General features: G+C 74.0%; 10 protein-coding genes. 5 read left to right on the forward strand and 5 right to left on the reverse strand.

Annotated features, from left to right (window positions below):
* Positions 1 to 5 precede the first annotated feature (5 nt).
* From OV079_RS03610 to OV079_RS03620, 3 genes are read right to left on the reverse strand one after another with little or no spacing between them, the layout of a single operon-like run.
* Entirely contained in the window at positions 6 to 383 is a 378-nt protein-coding gene (locus OV079_RS03610; protein ID WP_267766237.1) for a response regulator transcription factor, read from the reverse strand.
* Between the two features lie 20 nt (positions 384 to 403).
* Positions 404 to 4384: a PAS domain S-box protein gene (locus OV079_RS03615; protein WP_267766238.1), complete on the reverse strand. Its 3981-nt coding sequence runs from the start codon at positions 4382 to 4384 to the stop codon at positions 404 to 406.
* On the reverse strand, positions 4381 to 7050 hold the full coding sequence (locus OV079_RS03620; RefSeq protein WP_267766239.1) for a PAS domain-containing sensor histidine kinase: 2670 nt from the start codon (positions 7048 to 7050) through the stop codon (positions 4381 to 4383). Before OV079_RS03620 ends, OV079_RS03615 begins: the two co-directional genes overlap by 4 nt.
* A 406-nt stretch (positions 7051 to 7456) precedes the next feature.
* Between OV079_RS03620 and OV079_RS03625 the strand changes: the two genes are divergently transcribed.
* From OV079_RS03625 to OV079_RS03635, 3 genes are all read left to right on the forward strand, one after another.
* Entirely contained in the window at positions 7457 to 8830 is a 1374-nt protein-coding gene (locus OV079_RS03625) for a M20/M25/M40 family metallo-hydrolase (protein ID WP_267766240.1), read from the forward strand.
* Positions 8831 to 8921: 91 nt separating this feature from the next.
* Positions 8922 to 9563, forward strand: coding sequence for an RNA polymerase sigma factor (locus OV079_RS03630; protein WP_267766241.1), 642 nt, complete (start codon positions 8922 to 8924; stop codon positions 9561 to 9563).
* 392 nt (positions 9564 to 9955) lie between these two features.
* Positions 9956 to 13438: a WD40 repeat domain-containing serine/threonine-protein kinase gene (locus OV079_RS03635; RefSeq protein WP_267766242.1), complete on the forward strand. Its 3483-nt coding sequence runs from the start codon at positions 9956 to 9958 to the stop codon at positions 13436 to 13438.
* A gap of 207 nt (positions 13439 to 13645) precedes the next feature.
* Here OV079_RS03635 and OV079_RS03640 read toward each other — a convergent pair whose 3' ends face one another.
* Both OV079_RS03640 and OV079_RS03645 read right to left on the reverse strand, forming a co-directional pair.
* Positions 13646 to 15127, reverse strand: coding sequence for a DUF6896 domain-containing protein (locus OV079_RS03640; protein WP_267766243.1), 1482 nt, complete (start codon positions 15125 to 15127; stop codon positions 13646 to 13648).
* A 78-nt stretch (positions 15128 to 15205) separates the two neighbouring features.
* Positions 15206 to 16036 carry a hypothetical protein gene (locus OV079_RS03645; RefSeq protein WP_267766245.1) on the reverse strand — a complete coding sequence of 277 codons (831 nt, stop codon included), beginning with the start codon at positions 16034 to 16036 and terminating at the stop codon, positions 15206 to 15208.
* 496 nt (positions 16037 to 16532) lie between these two features.
* Between OV079_RS03645 and OV079_RS03650 the strand changes: the two genes are divergently transcribed.
* Together OV079_RS03650 and OV079_RS03655 are read left to right on the forward strand one after the other, a co-directional pair.
* The gene (locus tag OV079_RS03650) at positions 16533 to 17429 is read left to right on the forward strand and encodes a cyclic GMP-AMP synthase DncV-like nucleotidyltransferase (RefSeq protein WP_267766246.1); all 897 of its coding nucleotides are present in this window, start codon (positions 16533 to 16535) and stop codon (positions 17427 to 17429) included.
* A gap of 211 nt (positions 17430 to 17640) precedes the next feature.
* On the forward strand, positions 17641 to 19206 hold the full coding sequence (locus OV079_RS03655; protein ID WP_267766247.1) for a ThiF family adenylyltransferase: 1566 nt from the start codon (positions 17641 to 17643) through the stop codon (positions 19204 to 19206).
* Positions 19207 to 19211: the final 5 nt, after the last annotated feature.

The following is a 19211-nucleotide window of genomic DNA, read 5'->3' on the forward strand; positions in this document are numbered from 1 at the left end:
CGCGCTCAGGCGGCGCGGCGGACGACGCCGCCGATGAGCTCGAGGAGGAAGTCGATCTTGACCGGCTTGCGCACGACGTCGAGCGCGCCCAGAGCGGTGATCTTGTCGGAGGTCTCGACGCCCGCGGTCAGCAGCACCAGCGGGATGGCGCTCCAGTCGGGGTTCTTTCGCTGCTCCTCGCGGAACTGATAGCCGTCCATGCGCGGCATCATGAGGTCGAGGAGGATGAGGTCGGGCTGCGGCCCCTCGGCCAGCCGCCGCAGGCCGTCGGCGCCGTCCTCGGCGACGAGCACCTGGTAGCCCTCCTCGGCGAGGATCTCGGCGAGCACGTCGCGGATGTCGCGGTCGTCTTCGACGATCAGGATGATCGGTGCGCGGTTCATCGGTCCCTCGTTCTCCACGTTCATGGTTGCGCCGCCTGACGCGGGAGCTGCAGGCGAAAGGTCGAGCCCTGGCCCGGGGTGCTGGTGACGTCGAGGACGCCGCCGTGCGCCTCGACGATCCGCCGGGCGATGTAGAGGCCGAGGCCGAAGCCGCCGTAGTGCGCCGACGAGACCGCGCGCTCGAAGCGGTCGAAGATCCGCGGCCGGTCCTCCTCGGCGATGCCGATCCCGCGGTCCTGCACCTCGATGGCGACGTCGGGCCCGCACTCGAACACGCGCACGTCGACCGGGCGGCCGGCGCCGTACTTGAGGGCGTTGGCCAGGAGGTTGTGCAGCGCCTGGTCGAGCTGCTTGCGGTCCCAGGCGCCGAACAGCTCGGCCGGGGCGTCGACGCGGATCTCGCAGCGGGCCCGCTGGGCGTCCGGCTCGGCCCGCGCGACCAGGTCGCGCACGAGGACCACGAGGTCGAACTCCGTCAGCTCGAGCGAGAGCCGGCCGAGGCTCATGCGGCTGACGTGGATCAGGCTGTCGACCAACGCGGTGACGCGCTCGATCTGCCGGATCGCGCCGTCGACCTTGCGCGCCAGCACGCCCGAGTCGTGCTCGCCGCGGTCGACGAGCCGCACCAGGTGCTCGAGGTGGAAGCCGAGCGCGGTCAGCGGGGTCCGCAGCTCGTGCGAGGCGACCGAGAGGAAGTCGTCGCGCACGGCGATCGCGACCTGCAGGTCGGCGACCAGCCGCTCGCGCTCGCGCTCGGCCAGCTTGCGCTCGGTGATGTCCTCGGCGATGCCGGCGGCCCGCCACGGGCGCCCGACGGCGTCGCGGATCAGGGTGCCGCGGTCGCGGATCCACTGCACCGCGCCGTCGGGCCGGACGACCCGGTACTCGAGGTCGCGCGAGTCGACGGCGCCGGTGACGAGGTCGCGCTGCGAGTTCTCGGCGGCGACGCGGTCGTCGGGGTGGATCGCGCGGGTCCACAGGGTGGGGTCGCCGTACAGCTCCTCGGGCGCGCGGCGCCAGGCGTGCTCCCAGCCGGGGCTGACGTAGACGAAGTGCCAGTGCGGCGAGAACTCCATCAACCAGAACGCCTCGTCGATGGTGGCGGCGATCTGGCGGAAGCGCTCCTCGCTCTCGAGCAGGGCCCACTCGGCCCGCTTGCGGGCGCTGACGTCGACGGCCACGGTCAGGATGCACGGCCGCTTGCGGTACTCGATCAGCTCGGCCGACATCAGGACGCTGTGGATCCGCCCGGTCTTGCTGCGCAGGCGCAGCTCGAGGTCGCGGACCGCGGCGCGGCGCGACAGCAGGCGGTCGAAGCGCTCGATGTCCTCGGCGTCGACGAGCACGCCGAGCTGCAGCGGGCTCTTGCCGAGCATCTCGTCGCGCGAGAACCCGCTGGTCCTGATCGCGGCCTCGTTGACCTCGAGGTACTCGCCGCCGGGGAGCTCGTTGACCGTCATCGGGTTGGGGTTCTTGCCGAAGGCCCGCGCGAACAGCTGCTCGCTCTCCCGCAGGTCGAGCTCGGCCTGCTTGCGCTGGGTGATGTCGATACCTATCCCATAAATCATGGTCGTACGGCCAGACTCGTCATATGCGGCGCGACCGCGGCCCTCCATCCAGCCGACCGCGCCGGTGTCGGCGCGGACGAAGCGGAACTCGATCATGTAGTCGCGCCGGGCCGCCACGGCGGCGCGTATCTCGGCGCGCAGGTGGCCGCGGTCTTCAGGGTGGACGGCGGCGTAGAGGTTGCCCTCGCCCGCGGCCCCGGCGGTGTGGCCGAGGATGTCCTCGAGCTCGCGCGACAGCCAGGTCGCGTCGGTGTCGGGGTCGAGCATCCAGGTGCCCATGTGGCCGGCGCGCATGACCAGCGACAGCGCCTCCTGGGTCTTGCGCAGCCGCACCTCGGCCTGCTTGCGGTCGGTGATGTCCATCGAGATGCCGATGAGGCCGACGACCGCGCCGGTGGCGTCGCGATACGGCGACTTCGAGGTCAGGAAGGTCCGTCCGCCGGGGCCCTGCTCCTCGAAGAAGTCGGCGCGCCCGCTGGCCAGCACGCGCTGGTCGTTGTCGCTGATGTCGCGGCCGTACCCGGAGTCCATGAACTCGGCGTCGCGCCGGCCCAGCACCGCCTCGGCCGGCTTGCCGATGGCGTCGATGGCGGCCGGGTTGACGAACACCATGCGCCCCTGGTTGTCCTTGGCGAAGACGAGGTCCGGGGTGTTGTCGCACACGGCCCGCAAGATGGCGCTGGCGTGGTGCGCGGCCGCCTCGGTCCGCCGGCGCTCGGTGATGTCGCGGATGACGCTGAGCACGATCCGCTCGCCGTGGACGTCGGCGCCGCGCGAGCTGACCTCGACCGGGAAGGTGCTGCCGTCCTTGCGCCGGTGGGTCGTCTCGAACAGGTCGCCCTCGGCGTCCTCGCAGCCGGTCACGGCGTCCGGCTCGCCGGGGGCGCCGCCCGACCGCAGGTCGGCCAGCCGCAGGCGCAGCAGCTCGTCGCGCGCGTAGCCGTAGGCGGCGACGGCGGCGTCGTTGGCCTCGATGATGCGGCCGTCGTCGCAGCGGACGAACAGGAAGATGTCGCGCCCGTGCTGCGACATCAATTGATAGCGGGCCAGCGCGGCGGCCTGGCGCGCCAGGTCGGTGACCTCGCGCTGGGTGCCCCAGGCGCGGCGCAGCTTGCCGTGCTCGACGGTGCCGATCAGCGAGCGGAGGAAGCGGCGCTGGCCGCCGGCGCGGTCGGTCTCGGCGGTCTCGACGTCGAGGAGGCGATAACCCTCGGCGATGAAGGCGCGGTAGAACTCGCGCAGCCGCGGGTCGTCGCGCGGGAACAGCAGGTCCATCGGCGCGCCGCGCAGCTCGTCGGCCCGCTCGTAGCCGAACATGCGCGCCATGGCGTCGTTGCACTCGCAGATCCGGCTGCGCTCGTACCACAGGTCGATCTGCTGGTCGGGCGGGAGGTCGGTCGGCACCGGCTCGTCGCCCTCGAGGCACCAGATGGCCTCGCCGCTGCCGGCGACGAAGGCGCGGTAGCTCTCCTCGCGCCGCGCCAGCCGCTCGGTCACCTCGACGCGATCGCTGATGTCCTGCATCGACCCGACCAGCCGCAACAGCCGGCCCCGCTCGTCGCGCTGGACGAAGCCGCGATCGACGATGTTGGCGAAGCGGCCGTCGCCGCGGCGGAACCGGTACTCGAGCTGCCAGCGCACGCGGTCCGGGTTGTCGCGGATCATCCGCTCGACGTCGGCGATGACGCGCTCGCGGTCGACGTCGTGGATGTTGTCGGTCCACCAGGTGAAGGTGGACCGCACCTGGTCGCGCGACCAGGCGAGCGTGTCGTACAGGGCGTCGCCCCAGAACACCCGGCCGGTGGCGACGTGCCAGTCCCACAGCACCTCCTGGGTGGCCCGCGCGGCCAGCTCGAAGCGGCTCTCGCGGTCCTTCACGGCGCGGAAGGCGATCGCGTGCTCGAGCGCGAGGCCGACGTGCTCGGCGCACACGTAGGCGGTGTTGAGGTCGTCGTCGCAGAACGGCCGCCGCTGCTCGTCGCGCCACATCGCCAGCGCGCCGACGACGGCGTCCTCGGCCCGGATCGGGACGATGATGACGCTGGTGATGGCGAACCGCCGCACGTACGCGCGCAGCTCGGGCGGCAGCTGGTCGGCGAAGTCGGTCGGCAGGTGGGCGTGGAACACCGCGCGGCCGCTGGCGATCACCCGCCCGGCCGGCAACAGATCGACGGGCACGTGCGCGAAGCTCTCGCGCAGGAACTCCTCCGCGCCGAGGTCGCGGTGGGCGTAGGCGCGGACGTCGAAGCCGGCCAGCAGGTGGGCGGCGCTGCCGTCGACGAAGTCCTTGACGAGGGTGCGGGTGGTGACCTCGACGATCGCGGCGGGGTCGGTGCGCACCTGGGCGATCGCTCGGGCGAGGCCGACGATCATCTGCAGCGGCGGCCCGCCGTCGCCCGGCGTGCGTGCAACGGGAGAGGCGCCGCCGCTCATCCGACCACGTCCCCTCGCAGCAGCGGCACGCCGTCCTGGTCGCGGGCGCCCGGCGGCGACAGCGTCGCGGGCCGGGGGTGCCGCGGCAGCTCGACGCGGAAGTAGGTGCCGCCGGTGCGCGTCGACTCGACCGCGACGGAGCCGCCGTGGGCGAGCGCGATCTGCTCGGTGATGTAGAGGCCGAGGCCGAGGCCGGCCGTCTTGGCCCCGCCCTTGGCGGCGCGCTGGAACGGGTCGAAGATCGCGCCCAGCATCTCGGGCGCGATCACGCCGCGGTTGTGCACGACGAAGCGGACGACGCCGGGCTCGCGCCCGTCGACCTGGGCGGTCGCCACCGGCGCGCCCTCGGCGTGCTGGATCGCGTTGCCGATCAGGTTCGAGGCCATCTGCGACAGGCGGTCGACGTCCCAGGTGCCGCGGGTCTCGCCGCGCACGTCGAGGACGACCCGCGCGGCCGGGTTGGCCTGCTGGTGCTCGTCGATGATGGTGCGGCAGATCGCGGCCAGGTCGGCGCGGGTCGGCCGGATCTCGAGGCCGCCGGCGGCCCGGATCCGCGTGACGTCGAGCAGCTGCTCGATCATCCGCAGCATGCGGTGGCCGCTGCTGGCGATCTGGTGCAGGACCCGGCGCGTGCGCTCGTCGCCGCTGCGCCGCAGGCCGAGGCTGGTGGCCATGAGGATCGCCGACAGCGGGCTGCGCAGGTCGTGGCCGAGCACGGCCATAAACATCTCCTGGTAGTGCATGGCCCGCCGCAGGTCGGCGACCAGCGCCTCGCGCTGCTCCTCGACGCGCCGCTTCTCGCTGACGTCGACGCACACGCCGACCCACTCGCGGACCTCGCCGTCCTGGCCCAGCATCGGCACGGCTCGCACCTCGGTGGCGGCGTAGGTGCCGTCGGCGCGGCGCAGGCGGTACTCCATGCTGCCGGGCCGGCGGCTGCTGCAGATCTGCTTCCAGGTCTCGCGCACGCGGGCGCGGTCCTCGGGGGCGACCGCGTCGAGCCAGCCGGCGCCGAGCGTCTCCTCGAGGGTGAGGCCGGTGAAGGCGCGCCACGACGGCGAGTCCTCGACGGCGGCGCCGCTCGGATCGGTCGACCACACGATCTGCGCGGTGGCCTCGACCAGGCCGCGGAACCGGCTCTCGCTGGTCCGCAGCGCCTGCTCGACGTCCTTCAGCTCGGTGACGTCGTGGAGGATGACGGAGATCGCCGAGACCTCGCCGGTCGGATCGTGGACGGGACAGGCCGAGACGGTGACGGCGAACAGGGCGCCGTCGTCGCGCCGCACCTGGGCCTCGAGCTCGCGCACGACGTCGCCGGCGAGCACGCGCCGCAGGGCGGCCTCGATCTCGCGGCCGTGGCCGGGCACGAGGTCGCCGAGGAAGCGGCCGCGGATCTCGGCGCCGGCGTGGCCGAGCAGCTTCTCGGCGCCGGGGTTCCAGATCGCCACGGTGCCGTCGGGGTTGAGCAGGAACAGCGCGTCGGCGGCGTTCTCGACGATGACCGCGAGGCGGGCCCGATCGAGCTCGGCGCGCACGCGGGCGGTGATGTCGGTGATGGTGCCGACGTAGAGCTTGCGGCCGGCGCCGTCGAGCACGCCGGCGAACTGCCCGAGCACCCACACGGTGGCGCCGTCGGGCCGGAGCATGCGCCACTCGCCGCTGAACGGCTCGGCCTCGACGAAGGCGCGGCGACAGCCGGCGATGACCCGCTCGGCGTCGTCGGGGTGAAGGGCGCGCCGCCAGCCGCCGCCGCGCACCTCGGGCAAGGTGCGGCCGGTGATCCGCACCCACTCCTCGTTGACGAACACGCACTCGTTGTCGGCCTCGCCGAGGAAGATGCCGACCGGCGACAGGCGGCTGAGCAGCTCGTACTGCCGCTCGCGCCGGCGGCGTTCGTCCTCGGCGAGGCGGGCGGCGTCGATGTCCTCGACGAGGCCGAACCAGAACCGCGGCTCGCCGCCGGGGCCGCGCACGACGCCGGCGTGGACCCGCGTCCACACGGCAGAGCCGTCGCCGCGGATGAGCCGCTTGGCCACGGCGTAGCTGCGGGTCTGCTCGGCGCACAGCTGGGCGAATTTTTCCTGGTCGAACTGGCGGTCTTCGGGGTGGGTGAGCGCGAACAGGTCGTGGCCGACGAGCTCCGCGGGCGGCCGCGCGAGCAGGTCGCACAGCGCTCGATTGACGGCCAGCACGGTGCCGTCGAGCTGGGCGCGGACGATGCCCAGCGGTGCGCCGGCGACCATGGCCGCGGCCGCGGGATCGGCCGGACCGACCGGGGCGCGCATGCAGAAGCGGGCGCCGACGAGGGCGCCGCGAGGGTCGCGGCCGGCGCTGGCGGAGAGAACGACGTCGCAGGTGCCGGAGGTCCCACGCAGGCGGGCCGGCCGCCCGCGCACCCGCTCGCCGGCGCCGAGCCGCGCCCAGATGTCGGTGAAGACCTCGGGGTCGACGTGCAGCTCGGCGGCGTGGCGGCCGACGCAGTCGTCGGGGTCGCGGCCGAGCGCGGCGCACAGGGCGGCGTTGACCCACACGATCGCGCCGGTGCGGTCGACGACGCAGATCCCCACGGCGCTCTGCTCGAGGCACTCGACGAGGTCGTCGTGGTCGCCGACGAAGGCGCCGGACGCGGCGAGGAGCTCTCCGATGTAGCGACGCTCGCTGGCCATCCTTCCTTTCGGAGTCGGAATAGAACCGATCGGACCCTTTTCAAGCGTCGCACCCGGGCGCGAGCGGGCGGCGGTCGGCAGCGCCGCGACCGCCGGCCGGCGTCGGCAGCGGCGGGGCGAACGGACCGCGCGCCGCGATCGCGGCGTGCGTCACCAGTCCCAAAGGACAGGTCGTGGCGGACCGCCCCCGCGCCGGCGCGCGCCGCCCGATCGCCGGAGGACCGCGAGCCGCGGCGACGCGAGCGCCGGTCTCCGCTACCATGAGGCGGTGTCGCTGCGACCCTGCGTTTTCGTGTCGGCGGCGCTGCTGCTGGCCTGCGGCGGTCCGCCCGCAGGCGCCGCCGGGACGGCCGCGGCTCCCGCGAGCTCGAGCCCGCGGCCCGTTGGAGGGGATGACCGCGAGGAGGTGCGCAGCACGACGCCGGCGAGCGAGCGGCCGGCCTCGCCCGCGCCGGCGCCCGTGACCGCGGTGTTGCCCGGCCCGGCGCCGGCGGTGGTGACCGCGATGCTGGCGGACATCGATCCGGCGCGCCTGCGGGCGGACGTCGATCGCCTGGCGGGGTTCGGCACGCGCCACACGCTGTCGGACACGACCTCGGAGACGCGCGGGATCGGGGCGGCGCGGCGGTGGCTGCTGGCCGAGCTGCAGCGGGCCGCGGCGAGCAGCGGCCGCACCGGCGAGCTGGCGATGACGGCGGAGCTCGAGGTCCACGGCGTCGCGCCCGACGGCAAGCGCATCGATCGCGCGGTCGAGGTCGTCAACGTGATCGCGGTGCTGCCGGGATCGATGCCGGAGGCGAGGCGGCGGCGCTACTACGTGCTCGGGCACTACGACTCGCGGGCGAGCGACGTGATGGACGCGACGATCGACGCGCCCGGGGCCGACGACGACGGCTCGGGTACGGCGCTGGTGCTCGAGCTGGCGCGGGTGATGGCGACCCGCAGCTTCGACGCGACGCTGGTGTTCATGGCCACCGCCGGCGAGGAGCAGGGCCTCGTGGGCGCGCGCCGCCACGCGGAGGCGGCGAAGGCGGCGGGGCTCGAGATCGCCGGGGTGCTCAGCAACGACATCGTCGGCGACCCGAGCGACCCGCGCGGCGGCAGTCATCGTGGCGAGATCCGTCTGTTCTCGGAGGGGGTGCCGGCGACCGCCGATCCGGCGGCGTGGCAGCTGGCCCGCCAGACGGGGGCGTTCGCCGACGCGCCGTCGCGGCAGCTGGCCCGCGTGGTCGCCGAGGTGGCGGCGCTGCACGAGCTGCCGGTGCGGCCGCGCCTGGTCTTTCGGCCAGATCGATTCCTGCGCGGCGGCGACCACACCGCCTTCAACGAGCAGGGCTTCGCTGCAGTGCGCTTCACCGAGGTCGCCGAGGACTACGACCGCCAGCACCAGGACGTGCGCGCGGAGGCCGGCCGCAGCTACGGCGACCTGCCGGAGCACGTCGACGCGGCCTACCTGGCCGACGTGGCCCGCCTCGACGCGGCGGCGCTGGCCCACCTGGCCAACGCCCCGTCCGCGCCCGGTGACCCGCAGCTCATGGCGACCGCGCTGACCGGCGACACGACGCTGCGCTGGACCGCCAGCCCGGAGCCCGACGTGGCCGGCTACGAGGTGCTGCGGCGTGCGACCTCGGCGGCGACGTGGGAGCACGCGCAGGACGTCGGCCAGGTCACCGAGGCGACGCTGCCGCTCAGCAAGGACGACTGGCTGTTCGCGGTGCGCGCCTACGACCGCGACGGCTACCGCAGCCCGGCCGCGTTCCCCCGGGTCGCGCGCGAGTAGCAGGAAGAGCTGTCTCGAGGGACATGGCCGTACGCACAGGTATCGATCGCGGCGGTCGACCGCGGGCGGGCCGTGCGCTAGAGTGCCGGGCGTGGCGGCGCGCGGCGACGGCGAGCTCCTGGGCGCGTGGCAGGCCGGCGACGCCGCGGCCGGCGAGGCGTTCGTCGACCGCCACTTCGACGCGATCACCCGCTTCTTCCGCAACAAGGTGTGCAGCGAGGACGACGTCGCCGAGCTGGTCGGCCAGACGTTCCTCGGCTGCACCGCGAGCAAGGACCGCTGGCGCGGCGAGGCGGGGGCGCGCCAGTTCCTCTACGCGATCGCCGGCAACGTGCTGCGCAAGTACATCCGCGGCCGCTACAAGCGCAAGAGCGAGGCGCTCGACTTCGCGGCGGTGTGCGTGCAGGACTGCGAGGGGGCGTCGATGAGCTCGATCGTGGCGCACCGGCGAGAGGCGCGGTGCCTGGTCCAGGCGCTGCGGGAGATCGCGGTCGAGGACCAGATCGTGCTCGAGCTGATGTACTTCGAGGGGCTGTCGGGCAGCGAGGCGGCGGCGCTGCTCGGCGTGCCGGAGGGCACCGTGCGCGGCCGGATCGCCCGCGGGCGCCAGCGCCTGCGCGAGCGCGTGGCGGCCCTGCTGGCGGCCGCGCCCGCGGCCCCGACCGTCGACGTGACGCCGGAGCAGCTCGAGGCGTGGGCCCGCGAGCTGCGGCGGCAGCACGGCCGGGAGTAGGCCGCGACATGTCCGAAGGGGCAGATTGGACCGCGCGGGGGGCCGGCGTTCGGCAGGTTCCGGAGGACATGTCGTGCGAGTCATGTGCCGTCCGGCGGGCGCCCCGGTCGTGGCCGCGCACGCCGGCGGGCGCGACGTCGGGGTCGTGAGTCGCACACCGCACCAGGGCGCTGCCTGGCGCGAGCGGGGGATCGGCTTCGAGCCGTGACGGAGCCCCGAAGGCGCGAGCGGGTCGGCGGCGCGACGCTGCCGCGACCTGGTTCTTGGAGCAGGGCGGCCGCCCGCGCTCCGGCTCGCCGAGGCGGCCGGTCCGCCGCGTGCGCGGGGCGTTCGGGCGCGTGCGCGGGGACGCGCGTCCCGGGCGGCGCGCTCGCGGGTTATCCTCGCGGAGGATGTCCGACGACCCGCGGAGCGTCCGCAACACGCCGCTCCGGATCGACCCGGAGCGGCTGGCGCACGCGCTGGCGCGGGCTGACCTGAAGGCCAGGTTGTTCGGCCCGCCGAACGAGTCGGAGCGGGTCGGGCGGTTCGCGGTGCTGCGCCGCGTCGGCGCCGGCGGCATGGGCGTGGTGTTCGCCGCCTACGACGAGCAGCTCGACCGCCGGATCGCGCTCAAGCTGGTCCACCCCGGTCACCACGACCCGGCGGCCGCGGCCCGCAGCAAGCGCGAGGCGCAGGCGCTGGCCCGGCTGTCGCACCCCAACGTGGTCCAGGTCTACGAGGTCGGCGAGGCCCGCGGGCACGTGTACATCGCCATGGAGTTCGTGCAGGGCGAGACGCTGCGGGCCTGGCAGCAGCGCGCGCCGCGGAGCTGGCGCGAGACGCTGGCGATGTACGTGCAGGCCGGGCGCGGCCTGGCGGCGGCTCACGCGGTCGGCCTGGTCCACCGCGACTTCAAGCCCGAGAACGTGCTGGTCGGCGACGACGGGCGCCCGCGCGTGGTCGACTTCGGGCTGGCCCGGGCCCGGCCTCCGGATGGCGCAGAGAACAGGTCCGAAGGGGAAGGTCCGAAAGAACAGGTCCGAATGGGCATGACCCCACGGGCAGGTCTGCGCGTCGAGGCGGCCGAGCTGACGGCCCCCGGCGCGGTGGTCGGCACGCCGGCGTACATGGCCCCGGAGCAGCACGCGGGCGGGGAGGCCGACGCGCGCAGCGACGTGTTCTGCTTCTGCGTGGCGCTGCACGAGGCGCTGCACGGGGCGCGGCCGTTCGCCGGCGAGCGCCGCGAGGACGTGCACGCGGCGATCGTGGCGGGGGCGATCGCCCGCGGCCCGCGCGAGGTGCCGGCCTGGCTGCAGCGGGTGGTCGACCGCGGGCTGCAGGCCGACCCGGCCGCGCGCTGGCCGAGCATGGACGCGCTGCTGACCGCGCTGGGCCGCGACCCGACCCGCGTGCGCCGGCAGCTGGCGCTGGCGCTGGCGCTGCTGGCCGCGCTGGCCGGCGGCGGGGCGTGGGCCTGGCAGCGGCTCGAGCAGCGCCACGCCCGCGACGTCGAGGAGCAGCGGGCCCGCACGGCGGCGACCGCCGCCGACCTCGAGCGCACCCAGGCCGCCGAGGAGGCGCGCCGGCTGGCCGCGGCCGCCGGGCAGCACGCCGACCCGGCCGTGCGGCTGCTGCTGGCGGTGGCGGCGGTGGCGACGGCGCGCGAGGGCGGCGAGGCGCCGCCGCTCGAGGTCGAGCAGGCGCTGCTCGACGCGCTCGACGGACCGCGCAGCGAGCTGTTCGCCCGGCCGGGCGCGGCGGTGGTCGACGCGCTGGCCGAGAGCGCCGACGGACGCTGGCTGGCCACCGGCGAGCGCGAGGGGGCGGTCGTGTTGTGGTCGACGGCGACGCCGCGGGCCCCGGTCGACATGGCTCTCGGGACAGGTAGCGTCCGCGGCCTGGCGTTCGCGCCGGACGGGGCGGCGCTGGCGGTCGCGCGCGCCGGCGGTGCGCCGTGCGTCCATGCGCTGGGGCCGGCGGGGAAATTGGACGAGCCTGTCTGTTGGGACATGTCACCGGCCGACCCACGCGACCTGGCGTGGAGCGCCCGCGGAGCGCTGGTGCTGCGCGACGGGGCGAGCGTGCACGTGCTGCGCCCGCAGCAACCGCCGCAGGCGATCGGCGAGCCGACGGTCGAGCTGCGCCGCGCGCTGTGGAGCCCCGACGGCGCCACGTTGCTGACGCTCGCGGGCGACGGGGCGCTGCAGCTGTGGCCCGAGGCCGGAGGTCCGGCGCGCGCGCTCAAGCTGCCGGCGCCGGCCGCCCGCGGGGCGACGGGGCTGCTGGCGGCCGAGTGGCGGGCCGACGGCGCGGAGATCGTGGTCGCCCGCGCCGACCACACGGCGGCGATCGTGCAGGTCGACGGCGGGCCGGCGCAGCGGCTGTCCGGGCACAACGACGAGGTCTACGGGGCGGCGTTCCTGGCCGGCGGGCAGCAGGTCGTGACGGTCTCGCGCGACGGCAGCGCGCGGGTGTGGGAGCGCGACGGCAGCAGCGAGCGGATCGAGCTGCAAGGCCACGAGGAGGCGCTGCTCGGGGTCCAGATCGGGCCGGATCGCAACCTGCTCCTCGGGACACCCGCGGGCGGTGAGCTGTGGTTGTGGCAGCTCGACGTCCGCGGCCCGCCGCTGCGCCTGCGCGGCCACGCGGGCAGCGTGGTGGCGGCCCGCTTCTCGCACGACGGCGCGCGCGTGCTGTCGGCGTCGGTCGACGGCAGCGCGCGCCGCTGGCCGATCGCGGACGACCCATGGCTGCTCCGCGGGCACGCGGCGGGGATCGAACAGGCGGCGTTCCTGGCCGACGCGCGCACGGTGGTGACGGCGGGCCTCGACGGGTCGGCGCGGGTGTGGCCGCGCGACGGGCGAGCCTCGGCGCGCCTCGGCGGCCACCGCGAGGGCGGCTCGGTCGCGCTGGCGCCGAGCCCCGACGGCGCGCGCCTGCTGACGGTCGGCAGCGACGGGCGGCTGCGCCTGTGGTCGCTGGCGGGGACCGAGCCTGTTCCTGAGGCCAGCTTCACCGCGCCCCGCGGGGCGGCGTTCTACGACGCCCGCTGGAGCCCCGCCGGCGACGTCGCGGCGGTGGCGGGCGAGGACGGCCGCGTCCACCTGGTCCGCTTCCCCGCGATCGGCCCGCCCAGCCTCGACGAGGTGGCGGCCCACGCGGGGGCAGTGCGTGTCCTTCAGTTCATGTCCGATGGGACAGCCATCGCCAGCGCCGGGGACGACGGGCCGGTGCGGGTGACGCCGCTGCCGGGCTCGTCTGTCCGCAAGGCCAGCCTGCAGGGCCACGCCGGACCGGTCCGCGCCCTGGCGATCAGCGGCGACGGCGGCCGCCTGGCCAGCGCCGGCGACGACGCGGTGGCGCGGGTGTGGTCGCTGACGCACCCCGAGGCGGCGCCGATCGAGCTGCGCGGCCACGCGGGCTCGATCGGGCAGATCCAGCTGCGCCCGGACGGCCGGACGGCGCTGACCGCGTCGACCGACGGGACCGCGTGCGAGTGGCCGCTCGACGGCGGCGAGCCGGTGTCGCTGCGTGGGCACACGGACGCGGTATGGGTCGCGGCGTACAGCCCCGACGGCGCCGCGATCCTCACGGCCTCGGCCGACGGGAGCGCCCGCCTGTGGTCGCGCCAGGGCGCAGGCTTCACGTCGCTGCGGCTGCCCCACACGCCCGCGGCCGGCCCCGGCGAGCCCGACCAGACGCTGTGGACCGGTGCTTTTTCGCCCGACGGGCTGCTGGTGGTGACCGCGGGCGCCGAAGGCCTGGCCCGCGTGTTCCCGGCGACGCTCGACGGCCGCCTCGCCGAGGCCTGCGCCCGCGCCGGCCGCGATCTGACGCCGGCGGAGTGGAGCCACCACTTCGGCGACCGGGCGTACGCACGGACATGTTCGTGAGGACATGCGCCACGACATGGCGTATGGGACAGGTCATACCGTGGGGCGCAGGCTCGTCGGCTGGCTTCCGGGACCGGATGTTTTGATGTGACCCATGGAACATGTCCTTAGGGTCATCGTAGGATCTGCTCGCGGCCGGCCGTCCTTCGCTCCTGCCTGGATGGGCGTGTTCAGAGAGACATGTCCCCATTTCAAAAGAATTTGGGATCATGACATTCGAGCGCGGTCCGGGTCGGCCAGGCGATCGCGGTAGCGGGCGAGCAGGTCGGCTTGATCTTCGATCCTGTAGGCCAGGTCGTCGTCGGACTGGGCGGTCTGGATGTCGAGCCAGGTGAACGGCGGCTCCGTCGCCGGCGTGTACGGGTGCAGCCGCTCCCACGCGTCGAGGGCGGTGCGGGCGGAGGGATCGCGGCTGCAGCGGAGGGCCGCGCGGCACTCGGCGGTGGCCTCGAGATCGTCGGACTCGGACAGCACGGCCCGCAGCTCGCGGCGGGTCCACGGCGCATCGATCGCGGCCAGCAAGGCCGCCGCCTCGCCGCGGTGCATGGGCACGCGCGAGCGCAGGGCGCGACGGAGCAGACCGAGAGCCGCGGGGGCGCGGAAGGCCAGCGCCAGCGTCAACAGTCGGGCGTCGGCGCGGTCGTCGAGGCCATCGAGCAGGGCGAGCACTGCGTCGACGTGGCACCGGTGCTCGAGCAGGAGCGCGGCGCAGGTGGCGAAGATGTGCGGCTGCGGGATCTCGCCGCGCGGGTCGACGCGCTCGAGGCGGGCGAGCACGGCGTCGGCGTGGAGCTCGGGGCGCCAGCGCGGCTCGACGAGCTCGAGCGCGAGCGAGACCAGCCCGCTCGGGGAGCCTGCCAGCGCGGTCAGCAGCAGCGCGTCGAGGTCGTCCACGCGCAGCGCTGCGAGCCCCCGCAGGGCCAGGAGCGAGGTGTGGTGCTCGCGGCGGGCGAGGCCGTGATCGAGGCGTTCGCGGCGGAGCGCCAGGCACTGCCCGGCGCGCGCGTCGAGCTCGGCGAGCAGCGCGGGGTCGGTCGCCAGCTCGCGGGCCCACGGCCAGTCGCCGAGGCAGGCGGCGAGCCAGCAGCGGCGCGCGGGGTCGGCGAGCGCCCGGCACACGCGGTCGATGGCGTCGATGCTGCCGCGCAGCGCCGGCGAGAGGCGAAAGTAGACGCGGTGCTCGCCGCGGAGCAGCGCGCCGGCGTCCTGCAGGTCCTCGATGGCCAGGACCGCGAGCTCGAGCTCGGGACAGAGCGCGTGCAACCTGGCCTCGGGGACATCCGGCTCGCGCAGCGAGCGGAGGTGGCCGAGGTAGAAGTAAGAGTCGAAGTGCTCGGCGGTGTCGTCGACGAAGTCGACGTCGATGGCCTCGCCGGTGGCCTCGCAGGTGAGGCAGCAGCCGCGGCCGTGGAACAGGTAGTGCCACCCCGCGAGGCCGGGCACCTCGCCCTCGTCGTCGTCGACGGCCGACGAGTCGCCGCGCAGGCGCTCGCGCACGACCCTCAGCACCCAGTCCTGGCGGGCTTGATGCCGGGCCAGACCGATGAGCGTCCAGGTGTCCCACGGCGAGGGCAGGGCGCCGACGTCCGGGAGGCGCCGCAGCGCCGCGCCGAGGTCGGCGGGGACGGGGGCGTCGGCGAGCTCGGCGAGCGTGGTGAACAGGCGCGCGACGGCAGGAGCGAGCGACACGCGACGAGCATAACCCGCGCCCGGCCGGCGGTGTCGGTGTCACGGTGGACGGACAACTGGCGCGAGGTTGCGCGGCGATCAGCGGGGCATGTCGCGTCGATCGAGGGCGGCGCGGTGATCGTGGCCGGGGAGCCAGGGCACCATGCTGACGCGGACGAACGCCTCGCCGAGGACGAACAGCTGGTTGTGCGGGGTGTTGGTGCCGGTGGCGGCGATGATGGCCCGGATCTGCGGGATCTCGATCACCTGCGCGCCGGAGGCGGCGGTGCGGGACAGCCAGTCGGCGTCGAGCGGCCAGGGGCGAGCGCGGGCGAGCTCCGCGTCGTCGAGGTCGGATGGCGCGGCGATGCGGCGGACGAACAGGGTCGCGGCGTGCGGGAGGTAGAGGTCGACGCCGGTCCGCGGCGCGGCGAGCCGGGCGATCCGGTCGTAGACGGCGTGGAGCTGCGCGGCGAGCCTGGCGGCGAAGCCGTTGTAGTTGCGCACTTCGTGCAAGGAGCCGTCGGGCAGTCGGGTGCGCAGGATCGTAATGCTCGCATCGGCGGCGCAGACCGGTCGATGCGGCGCGGGGTTGCACTCGTCGAGGTAGCTGCGCATGCGCGCGACGCCGAGAGCCCGCACGTGCTCGATGTGGTCCCTGGCGGCCCACTCGAACACGCTGTAGCGGAAGAGGCCGCGGCGCTGCTCCGAGTCCCGGGTGAAGAGGACGGTGCCGTCGCGGTAGAGGGTGAAGGCGGGCACGCGGCCGAAAGGCCGGGTCGGGTCGCCGGCAGAGATGATGACGAAGGTCGGCTCGTGCTCGAGCTGGAGGAGCACGTCGTCCCGCGTGAGGGCCCAGGCCGGCTCGCTGTCGGGCAGCGAGAGGCGCGGGGGCTCGGGCGTGGGAGCGGGCGCGGGCGAGGAGGACACGCAAACAGGGGCCGGCGATGCTGCGGGCGTCGGCGGCTGCGTGGATGAGGAGCGCGTCACGCAGGCGCAGAGGCCGAGGGCGAGGAGCGGAAGGACTCGCATTCGCGCGGGGGACACGCAGACGGCGAGGAGGTTCCGTGGGGTCCGGAGTCGCCGAGGTTGCCGGCCTCGGCCGTGGTGCGCCGACCGGAGTGGGGCGGCGAAGCGACCGAACATCGTTGCGACGCGAACGGTCCGCTCTCCGGCGGCCACTACCACGAGTCCGGTCCCATGCTCGTCGCCGCGCTTCACTGCAGCACAAGCCGGGCGCGCGTCATCGTGATGCAACACAAGCGCCCGCGGGCAGGGCGGCGGTGATCGTCGAGAGCGGGGCCGGGCACCACACCTAAACCAGGAGAGTCATGACGATCTTGCAGACGGAGTTCAACAAGTTCAACGACGCGATCCGGCTCGGCTGGGACAACGAGCAGGCCACGTTGAGGAGCGGCGCGACGCAGTGCTCGACCGGATCCGCGAGCGTCTCGACGGCCCCAGCTTCAGTCACTTCAACCAGGGGAGCTACGAGCTGCGGACCGGCGTCAAGCCGGTGGACGGCGACTACGACATCGACGTCGGCCTGCGCTTCAACACGACGAAGGAGGAGTGGCCCGATCCCGTGGCGTTGAAGCAGAGGGTGGTCGACGCGCTGTCGGGGTACAAGGTCGAGCTCCGGCGCCCGTGCGTGACGGTGTACTATCAACGGCGCAACGAGGCGCTCTACCACGTCGATCTCAACGTGTACGTGCCGGCCGGGACCGACGGGATGTTCCACCTCGCGGTCGGCAAGGTCGGAGACGCCGGGAAATTGAAGGAGTGGCGCTATACCGACCCGCTGGCCCTGAGCAAGGCGATCGACGCGACGTTCGCGGACGACGACCGCGAGCAGTGTCGCCGCGCGATCCGCTGCTTGAAGCGGTGGAAAGACCTGAAATTCTCCGCGGAGGGCGACGCGGCGCCGAAGGGGATCGGCCTGACGGCGGCGGCGCTGCAGTGGTTCGCGCCGAGCAAGGAGCGCGACGGTGTGGCCAATCGGGTCCACTACGATGACCTCAGGGCGTTGTCCGGGCTGGTGTCGACGATGCTGGCGAACGCGACGCCCCGGCTGGTGGTCAAGCTGCCCGTGTCGCCGCACGACGATCTGTTCCGGCGGATGAACGACGAGCAGATGCGCGTCTTCCGGGACAAGCTGCAGGACCTCGACGACGGTCTGCGGCGCGCGCTCGCCGACGCCGACGAGAGCTCCGCGAGCCGCACCCTCCGGAGGTTCTTCGGCGATGACTTTCCCGAGGTGAGCAAGTCCTCGACGGTCCGTCGCGCGGCCGGGGCGATCGTCTCGTCGGGATCGGCCGGGTGATGCACGAGCACGAGCTCACTGCGGTGGCGGAGCAGCTGTGCGCCGCCGACTTGCTCGAGCAGGCTCGCCTGGTCCCGGCCGAATCGATGTACGAACCGTGGGCGCAAACCCATGGCGTCAGGGCGGCGATCGACGGCGTGGTGCACGTCGAAGGGCATGCACTCTCGCTGCGGCTCGGCCTCCCGCCGCTGTTCCCGGGGCGGCTGCCGAAGTGTTCGTCCTCGACGAGCACTTGCACGGCCGGATCCCTCACGTGTTTCAGCACGGGTACGTCTGCTACCAGGAACACGAGGGAGTGCTCCTCGATCGCTATCGGCCCGTCGCGGTCGCCGGCGAGGCGCTGGCCCGCGCGGTCGAGACGATCCGTCGCGGGCTCACCGGTGAGAACAAAGCCGACTTCATCGAGGAATTGGCGCTGTACTGGCCCGGGCCGCCGGAAGGGACCGTCTTCTTCGCCGCCGGCGCGCAGATCGAGCCGATCCTGCGCGTCCTCTTGCCCTGGACCGGGACGCTCGCGTTCGTCCGCGATCGGGCACAGGCGCTCGAGCTGATCGCCGCGCCGATGCCCTTCCGCGGCCCCGAGCTCATGAGGCTCGTCGAGCAAGCCATCGACAACCTAGCGACTCCGGGGCTGTACATTCCGCTCGAGCGCGTCCCGCGACCGCCCGACCCGTTTCCGCTGGGGCCGTGGACCCGGGTCCAGCTCGTGGAGTTCATCCGCCAGAACCTGTCCCGGTCGCAAAAGCGGCGGCTGGAGGACCACGCGCGGGGCAGGGCGAAGCCCTCGTTCGCGCTCGTGCGCGTGCCGAAGCCTCGCGGCGGCGACCACCTCGTCGGTGTGCAGTTCGACGACATCCGCGGGACCCATCCCCTGGCGGGGGCGACGGGTACCGCCGAGGTGAGGCAGTTCCACGTCGAGCGGCGCGACCCGGGCTACCTGGTGCCGCGCGGGGGCGGAGAGTCGTCGTTGCAGGCGAAGCGAGTGTTGCTGGTCGGTTGCGGCGCCATCGGCGGGCATCTGGCGCTGGAGCTGGTCCGCTGCGGGATCGGGCACCTGACGCTGGTCGATCCCGATCGGCTGCGCCCGGAGAACGCATATCGTCACGTCCTCGGGACGCCGTCGCTGGGAGTGCCGCTCGCAAAGTCGTTGCAGCTCGGAGGCGAGGTCCAGCGGCGCTATCCTGGCGTCCAGGTCGACTGTTGCGCCGCTTCGATCGAGCAGGCGCTCGACGCGGGGACGATCGATGTCACCCGATACGACCTCGTCGTCTCGGCGACCGGCGATCCCAACGTCGATCGTGACCTGAACGAACGGCTCCACGGCCTGGCCAATCGTCCGCCGCTGCTGTTCACGTGGCTCGAGCCGCTGGGTATCGGCGGTCACGCGCTGGCGGTCCAGGGCGCGTCGTCGGGGTGCCTCGACTGTTTGTTCACGCCGCACGCGTGGGAGCGGGATGCCGTGCTGGTGAATCGGGCCGCGTTCGCGGCGGCCGGCCAGGTGTTCACCCGCGAACTCGCTGGTTGCGGGAACGCGTTCACGCCGTACAGCTCGCTCGACGCCCTGCGGACGGCAGAGCTCGCGGGTCGTCTGGCCCTCGAGGTGCTCGGCGGACGCAGGCAAGCCTCGCTGCTGCGCTCGTGGAAGGGCGACGGCGCGGCGTTCGAGGCGGCAGGGCTTCGCACCTCGGCTCGCTACGAGCTCGACGCGAGCGCGCTCGAGCGAGGCGGCCAGGACGTCGCAATGCCGGGCTGTAGGGTGTGTGGCGGGTGCGCGTAGCTCAC

This window comes from Nannocystis pusilla, from assembly GCF_026626665.1.
Lineage (GTDB): Bacteria > Myxococcota_A > Polyangia > Nannocystales > Nannocystaceae > Nannocystis > Nannocystis pusilla.

What these genes read in the sequence shown, in the direction of transcription:
- OV079_RS03610 (WP_267766237.1), bottom strand. Translation starts at nt 383, where the DNA reads ATGAACCGCGCACCGATCATCCTGATCGTCGAAGACGACCGCGACATC.
- OV079_RS03615 (WP_267766238.1), bottom strand. Translation starts at nt 4,384, where the DNA reads ATGAGCGGCGGCGCCTCTCCCGTTGCACGCACGCCGGGCGACGGCGGG.
- OV079_RS03620 (WP_267766239.1), bottom strand. Translation starts at nt 7,050, where the DNA reads ATGGCCAGCGAGCGTCGCTACATCGGAGAGCTCCTCGCCGCGTCCGGC.
- OV079_RS03635 (WP_267766242.1), top strand. Translation starts at nt 9,956, where the DNA reads ATGTCCGACGACCCGCGGAGCGTCCGCAACACGCCGCTCCGGATCGAC.